General features: G+C 65.9%; 17 protein-coding genes. 11 read left to right on the forward strand and 6 right to left on the reverse strand.

Translation table 11 applies throughout. The annotated features are described in order from the left end of the window. Position 1: 1 nt before the first annotated feature. On the reverse strand, positions 2 to 781 hold the full coding sequence (gene paaG, locus ACRYLT_RS12835; RefSeq protein ID WP_482664482.1) for a 2-(1,2-epoxy-1,2-dihydrophenyl)acetyl-CoA isomerase PaaG: 780 nt from the start codon (positions 779 to 781) through the stop codon (positions 2 to 4). Positions 782 to 792: 11 nt separating this feature from the next. Between paaG and paaI the strand changes: the two genes are divergently transcribed. From paaI to ACRYLT_RS12875, 8 genes are all read left to right on the forward strand, one after another. Beyond that, the gene (paaI, locus tag ACRYLT_RS12840) at positions 793 to 1,224 is read left to right on the forward strand and encodes a hydroxyphenylacetyl-CoA thioesterase PaaI (protein ID WP_482664483.1); all 432 of its coding nucleotides are present in this window, start codon (positions 793 to 795) and stop codon (positions 1,222 to 1,224) included. Then, on the forward strand, positions 1,224 to 2,426 hold the full coding sequence (gene pcaF, locus ACRYLT_RS12845) for a 3-oxoadipyl-CoA thiolase (RefSeq protein ID WP_482665444.1): 1,203 nt from the start codon (positions 1,224 to 1,226) through the stop codon (positions 2,424 to 2,426). Before paaI ends, pcaF begins: the two co-directional genes overlap by 1 nt. A 172-nt stretch (positions 2,427 to 2,598) precedes the next feature. Next, entirely contained in the window at positions 2,599 to 3,582 is a 984-nt protein-coding gene (gene paaA, locus ACRYLT_RS12850; protein WP_482664484.1) for a 1,2-phenylacetyl-CoA epoxidase subunit PaaA, read from the forward strand. Next, the gene (gene paaB, locus ACRYLT_RS12855; RefSeq protein WP_482664485.1) at positions 3,579 to 3,863 is read left to right on the forward strand and encodes a 1,2-phenylacetyl-CoA epoxidase subunit PaaB; all 285 of its coding nucleotides are present in this window, start codon (positions 3,579 to 3,581) and stop codon (positions 3,861 to 3,863) included. The genes paaA and paaB overlap by 4 nt, the downstream gene beginning before the upstream one ends. Positions 3,864 to 3,878: 15 nt before the next feature. Continuing rightward, positions 3,879 to 4,385: a DUF3291 domain-containing protein gene (locus ACRYLT_RS12860; RefSeq protein ID WP_482664486.1), complete on the forward strand. Its 507-nt coding sequence runs from the start codon at positions 3,879 to 3,881 to the stop codon at positions 4,383 to 4,385. Beyond that, the gene (gene paaC, locus ACRYLT_RS12865) at positions 4,385 to 5,215 is read left to right on the forward strand and encodes a 1,2-phenylacetyl-CoA epoxidase subunit PaaC (RefSeq protein WP_482664487.1); all 831 of its coding nucleotides are present in this window, start codon (positions 4,385 to 4,387) and stop codon (positions 5,213 to 5,215) included. Before ACRYLT_RS12860 ends, paaC begins: the two co-directional genes overlap by 1 nt. A gap of 11 nt (positions 5,216 to 5,226) precedes the next feature. Beyond that, the gene (gene paaD / locus ACRYLT_RS12870; RefSeq protein WP_482664488.1) at positions 5,227 to 5,667 is read left to right on the forward strand and encodes a 1,2-phenylacetyl-CoA epoxidase subunit PaaD; all 441 of its coding nucleotides are present in this window, start codon (positions 5,227 to 5,229) and stop codon (positions 5,665 to 5,667) included. A gap of 7 nt (positions 5,668 to 5,674) precedes the next feature. Beyond that, complete coding sequence (locus ACRYLT_RS12875; RefSeq protein ID WP_482664489.1) at positions 5,675 to 6,751, forward strand: 2Fe-2S iron-sulfur cluster-binding protein; 1,077 nt, start codon at positions 5,675 to 5,677, stop codon at positions 6,749 to 6,751. Here ACRYLT_RS12875 and ACRYLT_RS12880 read toward each other — a convergent pair. Continuing rightward, positions 6,739 to 7,329 carry a TetR/AcrR family transcriptional regulator gene (locus ACRYLT_RS12880; protein ID WP_482664490.1) on the reverse strand — a complete coding sequence of 197 codons (591 nt, stop codon included), beginning with the start codon at positions 7,327 to 7,329 and terminating at the stop codon, positions 6,739 to 6,741. The two genes, ACRYLT_RS12875 and ACRYLT_RS12880, sit on opposite strands and share 13 nt — an antisense overlap. A gap of 80 nt (positions 7,330 to 7,409) precedes the next feature. Continuing rightward, positions 7,410 to 8,537 (reverse strand): class A beta-lactamase, encoded by a 1,128-nt coding sequence (gene bla / locus ACRYLT_RS12885; RefSeq protein ID WP_482664491.1) that lies wholly within the window; start codon positions 8,535 to 8,537, stop codon positions 7,410 to 7,412. Positions 8,538 to 8,831: 294 nt separating this feature from the next. On the opposite strand from bla, the gene ACRYLT_RS12890 reads away from it, so the two are divergent. After that, a complete protein-coding gene (locus ACRYLT_RS12890) occupies positions 8,832 to 9,371 on the forward strand; it encodes an EF-hand domain-containing protein (RefSeq protein ID WP_482664492.1) in 540 nt (179 codons plus the stop codon). Between the two features lie 160 nt (positions 9,372 to 9,531). Further along, the gene (locus ACRYLT_RS12895) at positions 9,532 to 9,723 is read left to right on the forward strand and encodes a hypothetical protein (RefSeq protein ID WP_482664493.1); all 192 of its coding nucleotides are present in this window, start codon (positions 9,532 to 9,534) and stop codon (positions 9,721 to 9,723) included. Between the two features lie 12 nt (positions 9,724 to 9,735). Here the strand turns inward: ACRYLT_RS12895 and ACRYLT_RS12900 are convergent, their stop codons facing one another. Then, positions 9,736 to 11,112: a sensor histidine kinase gene (locus ACRYLT_RS12900; RefSeq protein ID WP_482664494.1), complete on the reverse strand. Its 1,377-nt coding sequence runs from the start codon at positions 11,110 to 11,112 to the stop codon at positions 9,736 to 9,738. Beyond that, a complete protein-coding gene (locus ACRYLT_RS12905) occupies positions 11,109 to 11,828 on the reverse strand; it encodes a response regulator (protein WP_482664495.1) in 720 nt (239 codons plus the stop codon). Before ACRYLT_RS12905 ends, ACRYLT_RS12900 begins: the two co-directional genes overlap by 4 nt. Here ACRYLT_RS12905 and ACRYLT_RS12910 point away from each other — a divergent pair. Then, positions 11,827 to 13,677, forward strand: coding sequence for a tetratricopeptide repeat-containing protein (locus tag ACRYLT_RS12910; RefSeq protein ID WP_482664496.1), 1,851 nt, complete (start codon positions 11,827 to 11,829; stop codon positions 13,675 to 13,677). The genes ACRYLT_RS12905 and ACRYLT_RS12910 overlap by 2 nt on opposite strands. Here ACRYLT_RS12910 and ACRYLT_RS12915 read toward each other — a convergent pair. Further along, positions 13,662 to 14,771: a winged helix-turn-helix domain-containing protein gene (locus ACRYLT_RS12915; RefSeq protein WP_482664497.1), complete on the reverse strand. Its 1,110-nt coding sequence runs from the start codon at positions 14,769 to 14,771 to the stop codon at positions 13,662 to 13,664. The two genes, ACRYLT_RS12910 and ACRYLT_RS12915, sit on opposite strands and share 16 nt — an antisense overlap. Positions 14,772 to 14,890: the final 119 nt, after the last annotated feature.

Below are 14,890 nucleotides of genomic sequence, written 5' to 3' on the forward strand. Positions count from 1 at the left end.
GTCAGTTCCCGGTGAAATTGGGTTTGCGCTTCTCCATGAAGGCGGCGACGCCCTCGCGATAATCTTCGCTGAAGCCGAGCTCGCGCATCGCATCCCGCTGGCGGTCGAGCTCGGAGTCGAGCGTCTGCGACCAGCTTTCGCGGATCATCCGCTTGATCGCCGCCAGCCCGCGGGTCGGCCCGGTGGCAAAGCGGGCGGCGAGGGAGTCCACCTCCTCGTCCAGCCGCTCGTCGTCCACGGCCTTCCAGATCAATCCCCATCGCTCGGCCTCTTCGGCGGGCAGCGGCTCGCCGGTCAGAGCCAGCCCGAGTGCGCGCGCCTGCCCGACGAGTCGGGGAAGAACCCAGGTCCCGCCGCTATCGGGGATCAGCCCGATGGCGGCGAAGGACTGGATGAACTTGGCCGATCGGGCGGCGATGACGATGTCGCAGGCGAGGGCGATGTTCGCTCCCGCTCCGGCCGCCACGCCGTTGACCCGGGCGATCACCGGCAGGGGCAGGCTGGTCAGCTTCCGGATCAGCGGATTGTATCTCTTCTCGACAGATTCGCCGAGATCGACGGCTTGTCCGGGAGCCACCGCCCGATCGGCGAGGTCCTGCCCGGCGCAGAAGCCGCGGCCGGCGCCGGTGATCACCAAGCAGCGGGCATCGCCGAGGCTGGACAGCGCTTGCGCGACCTCCTCGTGCATCCTGACGGTGAAGCTGTTCAGCCGATCGGGACGATTGAGGGTTAGCCGAGCGACTCCGGCCTCAACCTTGAACTCGATGGTTTCGTAGGTCATGGCCGCACCTCATGAACGCAGATGAGACGGCGGACAAGGTCGCGCGCGCGATGCTCGCCGCCGAAGGAACCGGCCCGGCATGGGGCATTGAAATCGAGGAAGCGCGCGAAGGCTATGCCCGAATCCGGATGCGTCTTCGCCCCGACATGCTGAACGGCCACGGCATCGCGCATGGCGGAATGCTGTTCGCGCTTGCCGACACCGCTTTCGCTTATGCCTGCAACAGCCGCAATCTTCGGACTGTCGCCGCCCAGGCGTCCATCGTCTTCCTCGACTCGGCACGCGAAGGGGAAGTGCTGGTCGCGGAAGCGCGGGAGGCAGCGCTTGTCGGCCGCTCCGGGGTTTGCAATGTCAGCGTCCGCGCCGCAGACGGGCGTCCAATCGCCGAATTTGCCGGCTTTTCGCGCAGCCTTGGCGGCGCCGTGATCGGAGAAAAGGAATGATGACCGAAGCTTTCATCTGCGATGCCGTGCGAACGCCGATCGGCCGCTATGGCGGGAGCCTGGCCCATGTCCGAGCCGACGATCTTGCCGCCATTCCGATCAAGGCGCTGATCGATCGCAATCCCGGCGTCGACTGGGACCAGCTCGACGACGTCATCTATGGCTGCGCCAACCAGGCCGGCGAGGATAATCGCAACCTCGCCCGGATGGCAGGGCTTCTCGCGGGCCTCCCCGACCGATCGGGCGGAGTGACGCTCAATCGCCTTTGCGGGTCCGGAATGGACGCGGTGGCGATGGCGGCCCGGGTGATCCGGGGATCGGAAGCCGACATGGTGATCGCGGGCGGATCGGAGAGCATGAGCCGGGCGCCGTTCGTCATGGCGAAGGCAACGAGCGCCTTTGACCGCAATGCCGAGATTTGTGACACGACGATCGGCTGGCGTTTCGTCAATCCGAAGATGAAGTCCGCTTATGGCGACGACACGATGCCGAGCACGGCCGAGAATGTCGCTGAGGAGTTCCAGGTAAGTCGCGAGGATCAGGATGCCTTCGCGGTGAGGAGCCAGGCCAAGGCGGCGGCCGCCCAGGCGAACGGCCGCCTCGACGCGGAGATCGTTCCTGTTGCCATTCCTCAGCGCAAGGGCGAACCGGTCGTCGTGAACCGGGACGAGCACCCCCGCGAGACCAGCATCGAGGCGCTGGCGAAGCTGAAGCCGATCGTTCGCTCCGACGGCACCGTCACCGCCGGCAATGCGAGCGGAGTCAATGACGGCGCCGCCGCGATGATCGTCGCCACGGAGGAAGCGGCGCGGCGCAACGGCCTGACGCCGCGGGCGCGGGTCGTCGGCGCCGCGGTTGCGGGCGTGCCGCCGCGGATCATGGGCATCGGCCCAGCGCCGGCCAGCGAAAAGCTGCTCAATCGTCTCGGCCTCAGGGTCGCCGACATGGATGTGATCGAGCTCAACGAAGCCTTCGCCGCGCAAGCGCTTCCGGTGCTTCGCCAGCTCGGCCTTCCCGACCATGCCGAGCACGTCAACCCGAACGGCGGCGCCATCGCACTCGGACATCCGCTCGGAATGTCGGGCGCAAGGCTGGTTCTCACGGCGGCCGAGGAGCTTCACCGGCGGGGCGGGCGCTATGCCTTGTGCACCATGTGCATCGGGGTGGGCCAAGGAATCGCCATGGTGATCGAGCGGGTCTGAGCGGATCCTTCCGTGGCGAGGCTCGACGAAGCGGATCTTCGGGAGCTCGATCCTATCCGAGGGGTCGCACCCGTCGAAGCCGTCGTGCGTTTAACCAGACGGAAAAGCGGCCGTTAATTCGTTGACCGATCGGTCGGCGAATGGTAGGAACAAGGGGCCGCAGGAGCCTGAAATGTATACGACGGAATTCCAGAAATCGAAGGCGGTCCAGAACCTCGAGGATCCCGAAAAGCTGGCTGCGTTCGAGGCCAGGGTCGCGGCCGACGAGTTCATCGAGCCGAAGGACTGGATGCCCGAGGCCTATCGCCGGACTCTGACCCGGCAGATATCGCAGCATGCCCATTCCGAGATTGTCGGCATGCTTCCGGAAGGAAACTGGATCACCCGAGCCCCTTCCTTGAGGCGCAAGGCAATCCTGCTCGCCAAGGTGCAGGACGAGGCCGGACATGGCCTCTATCTTTATTCCGCCGCGGAGACGCTCGGCACCAGCCGCGAGGAGATGATCGAGGCGCTCCATTCGGGCAGGGCCAAGTACAGCACCATCTTCAACTATCCGACCCTGACCTGGGCGGATATCGGCGCGATCGGCTGGCTGGTGGACGGGGCGGCGATCATGAACCAGGTTCCGCTCCAGCGAACCTCCTACGGCCCCTATGCGCGCGCCATGGTCCGGGTCTGCAAGGAGGAGAGCTTCCATCAACGGCAGGGCTACGAGATCATGATGGTCCTGGCCGGCGGCACTCCGGAGCAGAAGCGGATGGCCCAGGATGCCCTCAACCGCTGGTGGTGGCCGTCGTTGATGATGTTCGGCCCTCCGGACGAGGACAGTCCCAACACTGCCCAGTCGATGCGCTGGCGGATCAAGCGCGAAACCAATGACGAACTCAGGCAGAAGTTCGTCGACATCACCGTCCCTCAGGCCGACGCGCTCGGTCTCGCTGTTCCCGATCCGGCGCTGAGGTGGAACGAGGAGCGCGGCCATTATGATTTCGGCGAGGTCGACTGGGAGGAATTCTACGCGGTGGTGCGTGGGGAAGGGCCGGTCGCCAAGGAGCGGATCACCGCCCGGCGCGAGGCCTGGGAGCAGAATGGCTGGGTCCGCGAAGCCGCCGCCGCTTATGCCGAGAAGCGCGCCCGCAAGAGACAGGCGGCATGAGCAAGGATTGGCCGCTCTGGGAAGTGTTCGTCCGGTCCAGGGGCGGAATGTCGCATCGCCATGTCGGCAGCGTCCACGCGCCGGATTCCGAGATCGCGCTCAGGCACGCGCGCGACACCTATACGCGGCGGATGGAGGGGGTCAGCCTGTGGGTCGTGCCCTCCGCCCAGATCGTGGCTTCCGATCCTGGCGAGGATTCGGCGATGTTCGATCCCGCCGAGGACAAGATCTACCGGCACCCGACCTTCTATTCGATTCCGGACGACGTGAAGCATATCTGAAGCGGGGAGGGCGGAGTGAACGGCGAATGGCATCTGGCGCAGATCAACGTGGGAAGGCTGGTCGCGCCTCAGGGCGACCCGCGGGTCCAGCCCTTCTTCGACGCTCTGGACCAGATCAATGCGCTTGCCGATGCCAGCCCCGGCTTCATCTGGCGGCTTAAGGATGAGAGCGGCAATGCCGCCTCGATCGAAGTTTCGCCCGATCCGCTTTTCATCGTCAACATGTCGGTCTGGACGGATGCGGACGCGCTGTTCGCCTTCGTCTACCGAAGCGCCCATACGCCGGTAATGGCGCGGCGACGCGAATATTTCGACCGCTTCGAAGGCGCTTACCAGGCGCTCTGGTGGATTCCGGCGGGATCGACTCCGACGGTCAATGACGGCCTTTCCCGGCTCTGGCATCTCGACCGGTTCGGGCCCAGCTCGCATGCCTTCACCTTCAAGAGCCGTTTTGTTGCTCCAGGACTCGGCGAGCCTCCGGTCGACATGCAGCCGGACCCCTGGTGCGTGGGGCGCGCTTGATGGCTTCGCTGCCGCCCATCGACCTGCCGAGCGGCGCGACCGGGGAAGGGGCGTTCGATGCACCGACCCCGGATTCGGACCGGGACATCCTGTTCGACTATCTGCTCCGGCTCGGCGACGATGCTCTGATCCTGGGTCAGCGCCTTTCCGAATGGTGCGGCCATGCGCCCTCGGTCGAAGTCGATCTCAGTCTCGCCAATATGGGACTCGACCTGATCGGCCAGGCCACGCACTTCCTCAACCGGGCCGGCGAAGTGGAGGGCCGGGGCCGCGACGGCGACTCGCTGGCCTTCCGGCGGGACGTGCTCGATTTCCGCAATTGCTGGCTGGTCGAGCAGCCCAATGGCGACTTCGCTCAGACGATGGCTCGACAATTCCTCTTTTCGACCTGGCAGAAGAGGCTGTTCGATCATCTGACGGCGTCCAGCGACAGCTTCATTGCCGCCGTAGCCGCCAAGGCCGTGAAGGAGGTTGGCTATCATGAGGAACTGGCCGCCGAGTGGGTGATACGGCTCGGCGACGGCACCGAAGAAAGCCGCCGAAGGATGGAGAAGGGCCTCGACTGGATGTGGCGCTTCATTCCCGAACTGTTCGAAATGGACGCGCTCGCCAAACAGGCCGTCGACTTCGGATTCGCCGTCGACGTGACCCTGTTCAGGAGCGACTATGACTCCCGAGTCCGGGCCGTGCTTGCCGAAGCGGGGCTGGAGCCGCCCAAGGACCAGCGTCCGATCCTCGGCGGCCGGAGAGGCCATCATGGCGAACATCTCGGTCATCTGCTGGCGGTGATGCAGTTCCTCCCCCGCACCTATCCGGACTCGACATGGTAGCGGCAGCGGCGATGAAGGACGTGAGCGACCGGATCTGGTCCGTGCTCGAAGGCGTCGCCGACCCGGAAATCCCGGTCGTCTCGATCGTCGATCTCGGGATCGTTCGGGCCGTTCATCCGGATCGGGTCCTGATCACGCCGACCTATACCGGATGCCCGGCGACCCAGGTCATCGAGCGCGACGTCCGCTCGGCGCTCGATGAAGCAGGCTATAGCCAAGTCGCGCTCGAAACCTGCCTCTCGCCTCCCTGGACGACCGACTGGATCACGCAGGAGGGGCGCCGAAAGCTCGAGGCCTATGGAATCGCTCCACCGGCCAGGGGAGCCGTGAACTGCCCGCAATGCGGATCGCAGGAAGTTGAAGAGATCAGCCGGTTCGGCTCCACGCCGTGCAAGGCGCTCTGGCGCTGCCGTTCCTGCGCCGAGCCCTTCGATCTTTTCAAATGTCATTGAGCGGCGAATGAGCGTCGGATTCCACAATCTCACCATCGCCGAAGTCATTGCGGAAACCGCCGAGGCCAAGTCGTTCCGCTTCGACGTTCCCGAAGCGCTTCGCGAGACGTTCGGATTCCGGCCGGGCCAGCATCTGACCCTCAGAGCCGAGATTGGCGGCGAGGAGGTTCGTCGCAACTATTCGCTGTGCGTTGCGCCCCAGGACGGCGAATTGAAGGTGACGGTGAAGCGGATCGCCGGCGGTCTCTTCTCGAACTGGGCCAACGATGTCCTGAAGCCGGGCGACCGGATCGACGTCATGCCGCCGCACGGTTCCTTCACCTGGAACTTCGATCCTCTGGCGGAGCGGCATTATGCCGGATTTGCGGGAGGATCGGGCATCACTCCGGTGATGTCGCTGCTCAGGACGGCGCTGCTGACGGAGCCGGGAAGCCGCTTCACCTTGTTCTACGGCAATCGCGACAGCCAGTCGGTCATCTTCCTGGAAGAGCTGGCCCGGCTCAAGAACCGTTACATGAACCGGCTGCAAGTGCATCATTTCCTTGCCGAAGAAGCCGAGGATATCGAGCTGTTCAATGGCATTCTCGATCGCGGAAAGTGCAACGAGATCCTTGAGCATCTCGTCGATCCGGCGGACGTTGCCGCCTTCTTCATCTGTGGCCCCGGACCGATGATGGACGCGGCGGAAGAAACGCTGTCGGCGCGAGGCGTTTCCCGCGACCGCATCCATGTGGAGCGCTTCACCGCCGATCGACCGCCCGAGGCGCTGCAGGCGCAGCTCGAAGCCTTGTCTCGAAACGCCGAGGGGCTGACGATGACGGTCACCCTCGATGGCCGGAAGCGACGGGTCGCCTTCGATGCCGCAGCCGGCAACATTCTCGATTCCGCCCGGGCGGCCGGACTGCCGGCGCCGTTCGCGTGCAAGGCCGGCGTTTGCGCGACCTGCCGCGCCCGGGTCGTCTCCGGAAGCGTCGAAATGGCGGCACGTTACGGGCTGACCGACGACGAGGTGGCAGCGGGCTATGTCCTCACCTGCCAATCGGTTCCGAAAGGCGACGGAGTCGAGCTCGACTACGACGCGTGAAGGCGTTCGAGGCCACTCAGCATCAGGTCGACGGCGAGATCCGCCAGGCGTTCCGCCGGAATCGGCCCCTCGGCCCTGAACCAGGTGTGCGTCCAGTTGATCATTCCAAAGAACAGCATGGTCACGGCGAGACCGGCTCCACCGACATCGGGCCGGATGTCGCGCACCAGATTCTCGACCGCGGCAATGATCCGCCTCTGCTTGGCAACGACCTCCGCCCGCCGTTCGGAAGGGAGATTGTCGAGCTCGTTGAGAAGCACTTTGTGGCTGTCCTGGGCATCGACATAAAGCCGCATGAAGGCGAGCGTCAGCGCCCGGAGCTGCTTTTCGGCCCCACCGCGCCGAGTGGTTTCGGCAGCGGCTTCGACCAGGGCATCGAGATGCGCCGTCATGACCGCGTAGAGGATGTCGTCCTTCGAAGGAAAATAGTGGTAGATCAGTGACTTGGACGTGTTGCAGGCCTTGGCGAGATCGGCCACGGAGGCGCCCTGAAAGCCTTGGCGGGCATAAAGGTGCGCCGCGGTTCGAAGGATGGCATCGCGTCGTTTGTCGTAGTCGGGTGACTGGGGCCTGGCCATCGCTCCCCCTTATGGCAGGCTGAGGGTTTCAGCCAGCTTTCGGCTCACGCCGCAACCGAGCTCCGGTCCGATCGGCCTGGCTAACGCGCTACCGACCGGCTCCCGCCGCCGCCACTCGAATCATGGTAGGAGATCACCGCCCGAGTGACGTTCTGCATCAGTTCCATCCGACGGGGAACCGGGGCGCTGGTACGCCCGATCAGGACGGCCACGGCGTAGGTCCGTCCATCGGGCGCCGTCAGGATGCCGATGTCGTTATATCCCGCCTGCGTGGACCCCAGAACCTGACCGGTGCCGGTCTTGTGGGCTATACGCCAGCCTGGTGCCAGTCCACCGGTGAGCCTTTGTCGTCCGGTTCGGGTCTGGGACATGATCGATAGAAGGCGGGCGGTCGAACGTTCGGACAGGAGCTCGCCCTGCTGCAAGCGCGCCATAGCCTCCACGATCGCCTCGGGAGTGGCTCCGTCGATGGGGTCGGCGACGTAGCGCTGGAAGGCTTCGCGCCGCCGCTGCAGCGGCACGTTCTCGCGAGCCTGGAAGAAGGCCCGGCCGACGGAATAGCTCGGCCGCCACTGAAGTCCGGCAATCTGACTCTGCATCAGCCTTTCGCCAGGCCCGAAACGGACTCCTTCGATGCGGCTCCGGGCAAGCATGGCACGAACCGCCTCGGGTCCGCCGGCGCGGCGAAGAACGACGTCGTTGGCAGTATTGTCGCTCTGGGTGATTGCCCGGAACAGGAGGTTCTCCAGGGTTGTCGTATAGCCGTCCGGACCGATTCGAGAGGCAATGGGCTGGTGGAAAAGGGTCAGGTCCTCGCGGCGAACCGTGACCTGCTGCGACAGGTCGAGGCGACCGGCGTCGATCGCCTGAAAGGCGGTAAGCGCCACCCAGAACTTGCTGACGCTTTGCTGCGGAAACAGTCGTTGCCCGTTCCAGCTGGTCGTCCAGCCGGTATCGATCTCGCGAACCGCGATACCGACGTCGCCATCGAATTCGCGGGCAAGTTCCTGGATCCTCGCTTCAAGCAGTCTCTGGGCAAGGGTTGGGGCGGGCCGGACAGGACGTTCGGCGCGCGCGGGCGGCACGTTCTTGGTGGAGGACTGGGCCGGGCGCACGGGCTGCGCCTGAACGAAGGAAGCCGTTACGATCAGCGCCGGTACCAGCGCGAGAACCTGAATCCTGCTCGACTTGCCATTTCGGCCGCTCACTCCGTCCCTCCTAACGTCTTCTGCCCCAAGGATTTCATCATAACTCATGCGCTGTTGCTGTCAGCTTAATCGAGGGTTTCAGAGACGGATCGTTTCTCCGGCGCGGTCAAGCGAGTCGGTGGCCAGGTTTGATGCCGCCGATCCGGCCGGATGGGTGGTCCAGCGCCTCGGCGAACCTCGGCGGGCGCGGCGACACACTGGGACAATTTCGCGGCTTCGCCGACAAATCCGGGAGACAGGCCCGGCTCATAGCCCACCCACTGGACTTCTCACCTTGGAGGCAAAAGGACGATCATGAACAAACTCACTATCCTGACGGGCGCGGCCCTGCTCGGCGTCGCCGGGGCAGCCCTTGCGCAATCTGCCGCCACCCCGCGCATCGATCGCAATTCCGACATGACCCGTCAGCAGGTGATCGAGCGCACGCAACAGCGCTTCGCTCGCCTCGACATCAACAATGACGGCCGGGTCACCGCCGAGGAGTTCGGCCGGGCTCGCGAGCAGCGACGGGCGGAACGCGCCGGAAGCGCGTTCGAGCGGCTCGATCTCAATCGTGACGGAAATATCAGCCGCGCCGAATTCGATCAGGCGCGCTCCCAGCGCCGGGCGCAGCGCGCGGAACGTGGCCCGCGCCGGGGAATGCGGGGCGATCGCGGCCAGTCGCTGTTCGGCCAGCAGGGTTTCGTCACCCGCGAGCAGTTCCAGCAGCGTGCCCTCGCGCGTTTCGACCGGCTCGATGCCGACCGCAATGGAACCGTGACGGCCGCCGAGCGCCAGCAGGCGCGGGATCAGCGCCGGCAGCGTGCACAGGAGCGCCGCGGCAGCAACGGCTGACCTCCCGGCCGGCCATTCGAAGGGCGGTCCGGATGGACCGCCCTTTCGGCTCAGCGGGAGGTTTTTCGAAGCTTTCCCCGGGCCTTGATCTCGCTCAAGCCGGAGGCGCCGGTTTCGTGGCACACTCCCCCTTGTCCGAGTCGGGCGGACGGGGGACTTCTTGACCTATTATCGACTATACCTGCTCAGCAATTCCGACGGACGCTTCGTCGGGTTCGAGGAGATCGAAGCCTCGGACGATGTCGAGGCGGTTCGACTCGCCGAGCCCTTCGTTGGGCCGCAGCCGCTCGAGCTCTGGTGCGGCAAGCGCAAGGTGAAAAGCTTCCCCGCGGACCAGACCGTCGGCAAGTAGGCGCGCTCGTCGCTAGCCGTCGGAGCCTTCCTTCGGCAGCAAGATCCGAGCGATCAACCCGCCCTCGGGCCGGTTCTCCAAGGTCAGTCTGCCGCCATGGGCCTGGGCTGCCATCCGGGCGAGCGTGATCCCGAGTCCGGAGCCGCCGGTTTCGCGACTGCGTGACGGTTCGATCCGGTAGAAGGCTTCCTGAACCCGCTCGAGCTCCGATTCCGGAACTCCGGGGCCTTGGTCGATGACTTCGATCGCCAGCAGGCAATGCTGCTCGCTCACCCTGACCCTCGCCGCGCCGGCATATTTGACGGCATTCTCGACGAGGTTGCGGACCGCTCGGCGGAGCAGCCGCGACTGGACCGCAGCCGTGTGCCGGTCGCCATTGTCGAGGCGCACTTCGTGGCCGAGCGAACGGAATTCCTCGACCACCGTGTCGGCGAGGGCGGCGACGTCGACGATCCGGACCGGTTCCACCGCTCGACCGGAACGCGCCAGAGCCAGGGTGTCGTCGAGCATCGCCGTCATTTCCTCGATGGTGGCGACCATCCGTTGGCGCTCTTCCTCCGGTTCGACGATCTCGGCGCGGATCCGAAGGGAGGCGAGCGGAGTGCGCAGATCATGGCCGATCGCGCCGAGCATTCGATCCTTCTCGTCGAGCATGGCGCTGACCCGGGCGCTCATCGCATTGAAGGCGTTGATGGCGCGCTGGACGTCGACCGGGCCGCGGGGCACGACCTGTGGTGCTTCGCCGCGGCCTTGGAACCGCTCGGCCGCCAGTGTGAGGTCGCGCAGCGGACGCGCCAGGCGCGACGCCATCCACACCATCGCGCCAAGGACGATCACATAGATGAGCAAGGTCGCTGCCAAGGGCCGCAAGATGAGCCAGGGATTGGGCTTGGGCGTGACGATCCGGGCATTCACCCATGTGCCGTCGCGCAGTCGGACAGACAGGATCAGGGTCTGCAGCCGGTCCAGCCGCCGCTCCGTTCCCTCGCGCGCCAGTCGCTCGCGCAAGCGGGGCAGGGGCAGCTCGTCGCTTCTTGCGGCACGGGCATCGCGCAGGACCAGTCCGCTCGCCGCGGCGCTTTCGCGCAGCCGCTCGACCAGTCGGGGATCGCTTTGTTCGGGAGCGAGAAGACTGGCCTCGCCAACCGCATAGCGGCTTCTCCGCCAACGGTCCGGAAGCTGGGCTTCCCGCGACTTGGCCGGAGCGGCATCCAGGCGCTGGGCGACCATGACGAACCGGCTGATCGCGGGACCTTCGATCTGCGCTCGGCTCACCTTTTGCCGTTCGGTGAAGATCAGGCCGAAATTGATCGCCTGCGCGACGAGGAGGGCGACCGCCATGACCAGGGCGATCTGGCCGATCAGGCTCTTCGGCAGAAACGGCTTCAAAGCTTCCTGACCTCGGCCGCGAGCGTATAGCCGCCGCCCCACACCGTCTTGATCAGCTTGGGATCGGAGGGGTTCTCCTCGATCTTCTTGCGCAGCCGGCTGATATGATTGTCGATGCTGCGTTCGAACGCAGCGAGCTCGCGGCCCTGGGTGAGATCGAGCAACTGGTCCCGGCTCAGCACCCGCCGCGGATGGGTCACCAATGCGTGGAGCAGATTATATTCGCCCGTGGAGAGCGGAATGGCGACGCCGTCACGATCGACGAGTTCACGCTCTCCCGACTTGAGCACCCAGGGACCGAAGGCGTAGCTGTCGGTATCGGGCGCCCGAACGAGGCCGCCGCCTTCGCTCGCCCGGCGAAGCACCGCCTTGATCCGGGCGAGCAGCTCGCGCGGCGAGAAGGGCTTGGTGACATAATCGTCGGCGCCGATCTCCAGCCCGACGATACGATCCGTCTCCTCCGCCTTGGCGGTCAGCAGGATGATCGGCTGCCGGGTCGTGGCGCGGATATGGCCGGTGAGGGAAAGGCCGTCCTCGCCGGGCATCATGATGTCGACGAGAACGAGATCGATCGCATAGGCCGAAAGGATCTGGCGCGCGGCGGCCGCATTCTCGGCCTTGCTGATTCGAAGTCCGTTACGCGACAGATAGGCGGCGAGCGGCTCTCGAATGTCGCGCTCGTCATCGACCAGCAGGATATGCGGTTCGTCGGCCATGGCGAAGCCTATTATGGGCGTCGGCACCCGCGGCGCCAGCACAACAGTGTCGCAGAATGTCGCCGATTGTCTGACGGAGCGACCGACTTCATACTGCCCTGCGATGAGCAAGGCCGCCGATCTCGCCAAAGCCGCCCTTGCCCGCGGCGACCTGATCGGCGCCTATGATGTCGCCGGTGGCGCCATCGCGGCGGGCGACGAGAGCCTCGAGGTTCGTCATTGCCAGGTGCTGTCGCTGGCGAGGATGGGTGACACGGTGCGGGCGATCGAACGTTTCAAGGCGCTCGGCCTGGACCGGTCGCCCGATCCCCATCAGCGGGCGATCGGCGCTCGATTGCTCAAGGATCGAGCGCTCGGGCTCCCGCCGGGCGACGAGCGCGACCGCGCCCTCGAACAGGCGTTCGTGGCCTATCATTCAATCTACGTGCAGAGCGGCGACTCCTTTCCCGGCATCAATGCGGCGAGCCTGGCCCTCCTTGCCGGCGAGCCGGTTCGAGCGCGGGCGCTCGCGACATCGCTGCTGACCGACCGGGTCGATGACTATTTCGCCGCAGTCACCCGGGCCGAGGCGCTGCTGATCCTTGGCCGTGCCGACGAGGTAGGCGAGCTGCTTCGATCAGAGCCGGTAAGATCGAGCCGCGACTATGGCGCCCGTTCGACGACCGTTCGTCAGCTCTCGCGCCTGGCCGACCGTCTGGGGTTCGACTCGTCCGCGCTGCTGGCCCCGCTGATGCCGCCCAAGGTCGCGCATTTCAGCGGTCATATGTTCGCAGCCGACGAGGCGGCCGAAGCCCGGCTGAGGAGCGAGATCGACCGGGTCCTGGCGGAGGAAGATGTCGGCTTCGCCTATGGCGCGCTGGCCTGCGGCGCCGACCTGCTGATCGCCGAAGCCCTCCTTGCGCGCGGTGCCGAACTGCATGTCGTGCTGCCCTTCGCGGAAGAGGATTTCCTCACCCAGTCCGTCGCTCCCGGCGGGGAGACATGGATTGCCCGCTATCAGGCCTGCCGGTCGGCGGCCGCGAGCGTCACCCTGGCCAGTGCCTTCGAATATTTCGCAGACCCCGGCCAGTATGGCTATGGGAGCCGGATGGCGATGGGCATGGCCCGGCTTCGGGCCCGCCACCTCGTCGCCGATTGCGTTCAGATTGCGATCTGGGACGGAGCCGAAGCCAATGGTCCTGCCGGGACCGGCGCCGACGCGGCGGCCTGGACTGGGCAGGGCGGCCGCACCGTCGTCGTCGATCCGGGACCGGTCGATCGCAACCTGAAGCGGCCGCAGTCCCGCTCTTCAAGCCCCTATGAGCGGACTCTCGCGGCCATATTGTTCACCGATTTTGCGGGCTTCTCGGCCTTGAGCGAAAGCGCCTTGCCCGGATTCTGGGACGGGGTCATGCGCCGGATCGCGGAAGTCCTCGACGCCCACGGCGAAGCGGTCGTCTGCCGAAACAGCTGGGGCGATGCTCTTTACGCCGTTGCCAAGAGTGCGCGTGCGGCGGCGACAATCGCGCTCGAGCTTCAGGATGCGCTCGCCGACCTCGACTATTCGCTGCTGGGCCTCTCCGGCGGGGGAATGCGGATCGGAGTCCATTACGGCCCTGCCTATCGCACCACCGACCCGATTACCGGACGCACGACCTTCTACGGGACCGAAGTTTCCAAGGCGGCGCGGATCGAGCCGGTGACCCCGCCTGGCGCCGTCTTCGCCACCCAGCCGTTCGCGGCGATCCTGGCGCTGGAAGCCGGCCGGGAATTCGAGTGCCGCTATGTGGGCCGGATCCCGCTTGCCAAAAATTATGGCGACTATCCCATGTACCGGCTGGAGCGGACCGCACGTCAGGTCGCCGGCTGAGCGGGCGCCGCCTGTCGATCCAGGCTGCGCCGGGCGAGCGATATCGCGCCGACGACGCAGCCGACGAACAGCAGCCCCTCGAGCGCCCCGGTGACGATCTGACTGACTGGTCCGAAGCCGTTCTCGCCGACGAGGGCGCCCAGGGAGTCGAGCCGAAGGCGCGAGCCTGGAAAGCTCCGGGCAAGGAGATCTAGGCTCCCGCCCATCAACCTTCCGCCCAGCAGGGGAACGAGGAGTCCGGCGGCGGCGCCAATCGTTGCCGCGAGTGCAATGCGGCGGCGCAAGGGGCGGGTCTCGCCGCTCCGGCCCGCGAGCCAGGCGCCCAGTCCAACCGCTCCGCCCAACAGAAAGCCTTCGGCCGCGCCGGTAATGTCGCCGGGCGATCGCCCGAGGAGCAGGTTGAACGCGTCGAGGCCAAGCAGCTTGACGACCCCGCCGACGATCATTCCGCCCAGGGCTCCGCCGAGAATGCTCCAATGGCGCCCGGGGAGAAAGGTGGCGGCGGCGATTCCGAAGCTCACGCCAGCGCCGCCCATCAGGGCCGCCGCAACCGTCAGCCAGAGAAGAACCAGCAGTACCGAGGCTGCGCCCATTCCGGGTCCAAGCGGCTCCGATGCTCCGGCAAATCCGTAGAACAGGCCGCCGATGACGCCCGCCAGGCCGGCCCCGAGCGTGCCTGCGCCGCCCAGGAGGAAGAACTGGCGCCAGGGCAAGCTCGACCGCACAGGAGCGGCCGGACCTGTTCCGGATTGAGGGAGAGCCGGCGAGCCGCTGTCGATCCTCTCCACCGGGGCAATGAAGCGATAGCCATGCTTGGGAACGGTTTCGATGAAGCGAGGTGCCCCGGCGTCGTCACCAAGTTGCCGGCGAAGAGTCTTGATGCACTGGGTCAGCGCCTCGTCGGTTACCGGAACGCCCCGCCAGACCTGGTCGAGGAAGCGGTCCTTGGAAACCAGCTTGCCCGCCTCGCTTACCAGCAGGAGGAGGGCGTCGAGATAGCGGGCGTTGAGCTCCACCGGCGCGTCATCCCGGCGGAGCTGCCGGTTTTCGGCGTCGAGGAGGAATCCATCGAAACGGAAGCGGGCGGAGATCATCGTTTCAGCAATTCCTCGCAGCTCCGCAAGCGTTCGCGCCATTCAGGTGCGAGTTGCACCGCCGGCAGGCGCGGGAGTCAAGCTGCTGCCGCCGACGTCACTTGAACGGGAGGATGGAG

The organism is Sphingosinicella sp. SM1-17 (genome assembly GCF_056821765.1).